This is a genomic window from Bifidobacterium sp. POST2/T3 (B1) (genome assembly GCF_058197115.1).
The window spans coordinates 1-6,364 of sequence record NZ_JBVPQK010000141.1 but is presented as its reverse complement, the minus strand read 5'-3'; the positions used below and the strand labels follow the sequence as shown (position 1 = coordinate 6,364).

Here is a 6,364-nt window from a genome sequence, read left to right as displayed (position 1 = left end):
GCCTGGGGATTCAACAACTACGGCCAGCTCGGCAACGGAAATACCAGCAACCGAAATACACCAGTCATAGTGAAGAAACCTGCAGGTGTGTCGGATGACTTTACCTATGTGCAGGTCAGCGCCGGAACTGATCATTCACTGGCCGTGGGCAGCGACGGATACGCCTACGCCTGGGGAAACAACAACAACGGCCAGCTCGGCAACAGCATAACAAGCTTTTCGTCCGTCCCCGTGCGCGTATGCGATCCTTCCACAGGATCCAACGCTGATACGGGGCTGAAAGCCATACAGGTGAGCGCCGGAAGGTTGTTTTCGCTGGCAATCGACCAAGATGGGAACATATGGGCATGGGGATACAACGACAACGGCCAACTCGGCAACGGAAAAACCAGCGGCACTAACACCCCCCAGTCGGTGCTGCTCGATCCCAAGCATGCGAACACGGTGCTCAAAGCTGTCCAGGTCAGCGCCGGAGATTTTCATTCGCTGGCAATCGACCAAGATGGGAACACATGGGCATGGGGACGCAACGACTATGGCCAACTCGGCAACGGAAAAACCAGCGGCACTAACGCGAATCCTACTCCCAGCTCGGTGCTGCTCGATCCAAAGCATGCGAACACGGTGCTCAAAGCTGTCCAGGTCAGCGCCGGAGGCTCTCTTTCGCTGGCAATCGACCAAGATGGGAACACATGGGCATGGGGGCACAACGACTATGGCCAACTCGGCAACGGCAGAACAAGCAGCCTAAGGAATCCTGTCCCCAGTTCGGTGCTTCTCAACCCAAAGGATACAAGTACAGTGCTGAAAGCTGTGCAAGTGAGCGCCGGATGGGCTCATTCGCTGGCTGTCGACACGGATGGAAACGCCTGGGCGTGGGGACAAAACAACTATGGGAAGCTCGGCAACAACACCACGAGCGATCAACATTCCCCCGTTAAGGTGTTCGCTTCCGATCAATCTACGAGCGCTGCTGGATCCTGGCTGAACACAGCGCAAATTAGCGCCGGAGGGAATCATTCGCTGGCAATCGGCAAAGACGGTAACACAAGTGCATGGGGATTCAACCGGTATGGTCAGCTTGGCAACGGCACCACCAGCGGCAACGACGCGAATCGTGTTCCGGTGCCGGTGACGTTTGATCTGTCTCCAGTAATCACCGGTGTCAGCTTCGACGGCAAAGCCATCAAGGATATATCTAAAAGCCAAGACGATGGCAGCGTCACAGTGACCACGCCTCCCCATGAACCGGGCGAGGTCACGGTCAGCGTGGATTACACGCTGGGCGGCACAGGAAGCACCCTGACCTACGACTCCCTCAGATACACGTACACACCCTTGGGTGTGTTGCCTAAAGCCGGCGGTGAAGGCGTCCTGCTCGTCCTCGCCACCGGCATGACCAGCATGGGCGGGGTGCTGGCCTCCCGCCGTCATCTGAGAGAACAGAGACAGCTGCTACACACTTTGCACGAGTAAGAAAGGCCAGGTCGGATCAATCCCCCCGCCCCGGCTTACAAGGGGCGCACGGAGGAATGTCATACAAGGCTCATCCCCAAGGGAGCCGACACACCTCCCGCGCCCCCCCCACCACACTATTGTCAATTGCTGCCGATAAAAGTCGAAAGCGGTCATGCACTCCCCGCTTCTACACTGCAGATAGCGAAACTCGGACAGGCAGGCCGATGGCACATGAGCACAAGTCAGCCCAGCCACTGTCCATACTCACATCACAGATAATTGCTGTAAGCAGCTGCCCTCCCCAGCCGAGAGGATCATTGCAGCCGGGAGGCTAGCTCTTACTTATTTGTGTTGTTTGTGTGCTGGGTGGTAGAGTGAGAGGCAGGGGTTTCAGTGAGACGGCTGGCTTCCGCTACTGGTTCTTGCGATTGAGTACACGGCTGGCCTTGGCAGACTGGGCGGCTTTCCGATAGGAAGAAGCTTGCATAGGTAAGCTATTGGCGCCGTTTGGTATTGGTAAAGGGGTTTGGTTTCATGCATTTAGTTTCCCGCTTGCATCGCGCGTTGGCGATGACGGCCGTCCTGCTTGGCCTGCTGGCAGGCCTGGGCGTCGCATCCGCCCAAGCGGACGCTCCTGTACTCACCGGGGGGGGGGGGTCGTCAGACCCCTCGCGTAGCTGAGCAAAACCCCGGCATTTCCCCCAGCAACGCAACAGACGCACCACTACCCTCACCATCACCTATACAAACCACCACACCATTAAGCCCGACAGCAAGTCCGGTTACCCCGCCATCGCCGACGGGCACATTAGAGAACACAGACCCCGCTTCACTCAAGTCATTCAGCACGACGGATGGTCAGGCCGCGCATGTGGTGCGTTTCGATCCTGCCGACGGCAGCAAGCCGACACAGGAGAGCGTGAAAACCGGGACTCTCGCCTCACCTCCGGAACACAACCCTGTACGTGATGGCTTCCGGTTCGATGGATGGACGCATGACGGTCAGCCGTTCGACTCACAGACCCCCATCCTCCAGGACACAACCCTGAAAGCCCAGTGGACCAAAGTCACAGACTGGACGCTGAGCTCGGATCATGGGCCCGCCTCCGGAGCCCGCCTGGCCATCAACCCGCCCGACAAGCAAGAACCACGTTTCAGCAATATCCACAGTACAGGCGGCCAGACAGTCGGCTTGACCGGCGACGGCAGCATCTACACATGGACGAAAGACAGCACTCCCAAGCAGGTGCCCTCCCCCGCCTATGCCGCCGAAGGGTTCCACTACCTGCAGGCCACAGCCGGCAGCCAGTGGCAGGCCGCCTTGGGATCCGACCAGCATATTTACACATGGACCAGCCAACAAGCAACGCCCACCATCCTTGACACCGGCCACAACACCCACTTCACTAGCATCAGCATCAACGATGACCGACTCCTAGCAGTGGACGAGCAGGGCCGGGTCCACGCCTACCAGTCCAGCCAGGCCGGCAGCCAGGACCCGACCCCGGAATTCACCCAGAAGGCCGCAATCAGCCTGCTCGGGCAGGCGCAGGCCGTGACCGCCGTGGCCTCCGACCAGCGGATCCTCATCCTGGACACGGACGGGCAAACCTGGACCTGGGACGCGAACAGCACAGGAAAAGCCAAGCTCGAACGCATTGAACAAGACCAAGGCACGCGCATCATCCAAACCCAAGCCCTCAACAAGGGGCTCCTCCTCCAGGACGCGGACGGACAAGCCTGGTACCTGGCCGACGGCTCGACCAAAATAACAGCCGCCAGCCTGCCGGAAAGCATGAAAGCCCGCTCAATCACCACCAACGGCAGCCAGGCCATCATCACCAGCACGGACGGCCGCCTCTGGGCCTGGAAGCCCGGCAGCAAACCTGTCCGCGCGGACGACGGCAGCCAGCAGTACATGCAGGCCGCCGAAGCCTCCGGCAGGATCACCGCCACCAACAGACAAGGCAGCCTATACCAGTGGAGCCTGGATGCTCAAGACAAGCCCGGCAAACCGACAAGGACCAACACCACACAGGCACCCATTCTGGAAACAGCCAGCATAGACGGCCAGACCCTCAAACTCAGCAAAACCGGCAACGCCTGGCAGACAGACATGCCCGCCCGCAAGCCCGGACCAGCAGCCATCCTCATCACCGGCAAACAATACGGCCAGCCCTTCACCAAGAACCTCAACTACACCGTCGACCAGACCCTGACCAGAGACGCCACTACAGACACCACCCATACAGTCACCTTCGACACAGGCGAAGCAAACACCAAACCCGAAGACCAGCAGGTCCCCTACCCCTACGGCAGGGCCAAACGACCCTCCCCCGACCCGGTACGCGACGGCTACCAGTTCGACGGATGGTTCACCGGGCAGGTCGCCTACGACTTCAGCAAACCCGTGACCCAAAACCTCACCCTCACCGCCAAATGGACGCCAGGCAGATGGACCATCAACCCCGACAAGGGCAGCCAGCTAGGCAACGAAACCACCACCATCACCCCGCCAGCAGCTACCAACGGCATCAAATTCAACCAAATCACCGGATCAACAGACTACAGTTATGGATTTTCTTTGGCTGTGGGCAGCGACGGGAACGCCTACGCCTGGGGATCAAACTGGTATGGCCAGCTTGGCGACGGGACGCACAGAGACAAAAGTACACCGGTCGTAGTGAGAAAGCCTGCAGACGCGCCGGCGGATTTCACCTACGTGCAGGTCAGCACCGGAGGCCAGCATTCGCTGGCCGTGGGCAGCGACGGATACGCCTACGCCTGGGGAAACAACAACAACGGCCAGCTCGGCAACAACACCAGCGGCACCTCTTCGAGTTCGTCTGTTCCTGTGCGCGTGCGCGACCCCGACAACCCTGGCGACGAGAGCAAAGGACTGAAAGTTACACAGGTCAGCGCCGGATACCAACATTCGCTGGCCGTGGGCAGCGATGGATACGCATACGCATGGGGAGCCAACGTCAATGGCCAGCTCGGCAACACCACCACAAGTGGGGAATATGATGCAAATCCTGTCCCAGTGCGCGTGCGCGACCCCGACAACCCCGCTGATGCGAGCAGAGGACTGAAAGTCACACAGGTCAGCGCCGGATACTGGCATTCGCTGGCCGTGGGCAGCGACGGATACGCATACGCATGGGGAGCCAACGTCAATGGCAGGCTCGGCAACACCACCACAAGTGATTCATATGCACCTGTGCGCGTGCGCGACCCCGACAACTCCTACAACCCGAACAAAGGACTCAAAGCCATACAGGTCAGCGCCGGAGGCGAGCATTCGCTGGCCGTGGGCAGCGATGGATACGCATACGCATGGGGATACAACAGCAATGGTGAGCTCGGCAACACCACCACAAGTGATTCATATGCACCTGTGCGCGTGCGCGACCCCGACAACTTCTACAACCCGAACAAAGGACTCAAAGTCATACAGGTCAGCGCCGGAGAGTACCATTCGCTAGCTGCAGGCAGCGACGGATGCGCATACGCCTGGGGTGGCAACGGCTATGGCCAACTCGGCAACAACACCACAAACAATCAGACAATCCCCGTGAAGGTGTTCGCCTCCAAGCAGTCCACAAGCGCGGCCGGTCCCTGGCTGAACACCGTGCAAGTAAGCAGCGGATGGTGGCATTCACTGGCGATCGGCATGGACGGGAATGCCAAAGCATGGGGAGGCAACAGCTATGGCCAGCTCGGCAACGGCACTACCTACAACTCGAATGTTCCTGGGCCGGTGGTCTTCAACTTAACGCCGGTGATCACCGGTGTTAAGTTCGACCAAACTGCCATATCTGACCTGAAGCGCGGCGATGGCAACAGCGTCACCGTGACCACGCCTGCACATGAGCAGGGCACAGTCACCGTCAGCGTCGACTACAAGCTGGGTGGCGCATCCCAGCAACCGTACACCTCCCTCCAATACACTTACACGCCTGTAGCGCCTCCAGGCGTGCTCCCCCGGGCCGGAGGGGAAGGCATCCTGCTCGCCCTGACCACCGGCATGACCGGCATGGGCGGGGTGCTGGCATCCCGCCGCCACCGCAGAGAACAACTACAGCTGCTACACGCTTCACACGAGTAAGACAGGCCGGGACGGATCAATCCCCCCGTCCCCGGCCAAAACAGGGGGAGCAGGGAGGCCAGCGTCAATAAAGGCTCAAACCCCAAGTGAGCCGACACTCCTCCCGCGCCCCCACCACACATAGTAATAGACCGCCCAAGCGCAACACAGGAAGCAACTCCTCTTATAGCGCTCGGACGGTCGACTACAACTGTTCTACTGCTGGTCTGCAGTCGTAGCGTAGATGGTCTTCTTGCAGATCAAATACACAACCAGGCCCAGCAGGGACACAGCAGCCCCGATCAGCAGCAGGTTGCTGTAGTTGGCAGCCGGACCTGTGGCGCCCATGATGCTGAAGCCCTCCAGGCTGGGCTTGCCCATCAGACCGCCGATGATGGCGATGCCGATGGAGCCGGTCACGTTCATGACCAGATCGTTCATGCCCACGCCGCGGCCAGACTGGTCCTGAGGCAGGGTGTCAAGCACGGTGGAGACGATGGGCGAATACATCAGTCCGACCCCGGCATAGTAGACGCAGGCAGTCAGCGTCAGGGCCAGCAGGCCAGAATTGACCACCAGAGCCGTCCCTGCGAAGCCCAGGATCATCAGGCAGGCGGCGATGATGATGGCGGGCTTGCGGCCGATCCTGTCCACGATGGCGCCCGATGTGGTGCCCAGTACAGCGGCCACCAGGAAGGCCCAGACCACATGCAGGGAGACCGTGGTGGTCGACACCTTGTAGACGTCACGCCCGATGGCGTTGAAGATGGGCGACATGCAGTAGTTCATGAAGTAGAAGATCAGGATCAGCCCGATGCC

At 59.9% G+C, this 6,364-nt stretch carries 2 protein-coding genes and 1 pseudogene; 2 read left to right on the top strand and 1 reads right to left on the bottom strand.

The window, feature by feature from the left end; all coding sequences use genetic code 11:
- Positions 1–1,476: RCC1 domain-containing protein (locus tag AC0AP0_RS07510; RefSeq protein ID WP_490429983.1), on the top strand; the 1,476-nt coding region annotated here is incomplete at its 5' end.
- Between the two features lie 516 nt (positions 1,477–1,992).
- Positions 1,993–5,566: pseudogene (locus AC0AP0_RS07505) on the top strand (RCC1 domain-containing protein).
- Between the two features lie 195 nt (positions 5,567–5,761).
- On the opposite strand, the gene AC0AP0_RS07500 reads toward AC0AP0_RS07505, so the two are convergent.
- Positions 5,762–6,364, bottom strand: a 603-nt coding sequence (locus AC0AP0_RS07500) for an MFS transporter (protein ID WP_490429981.1), incomplete at its 5' end; no start/stop codon positions are given.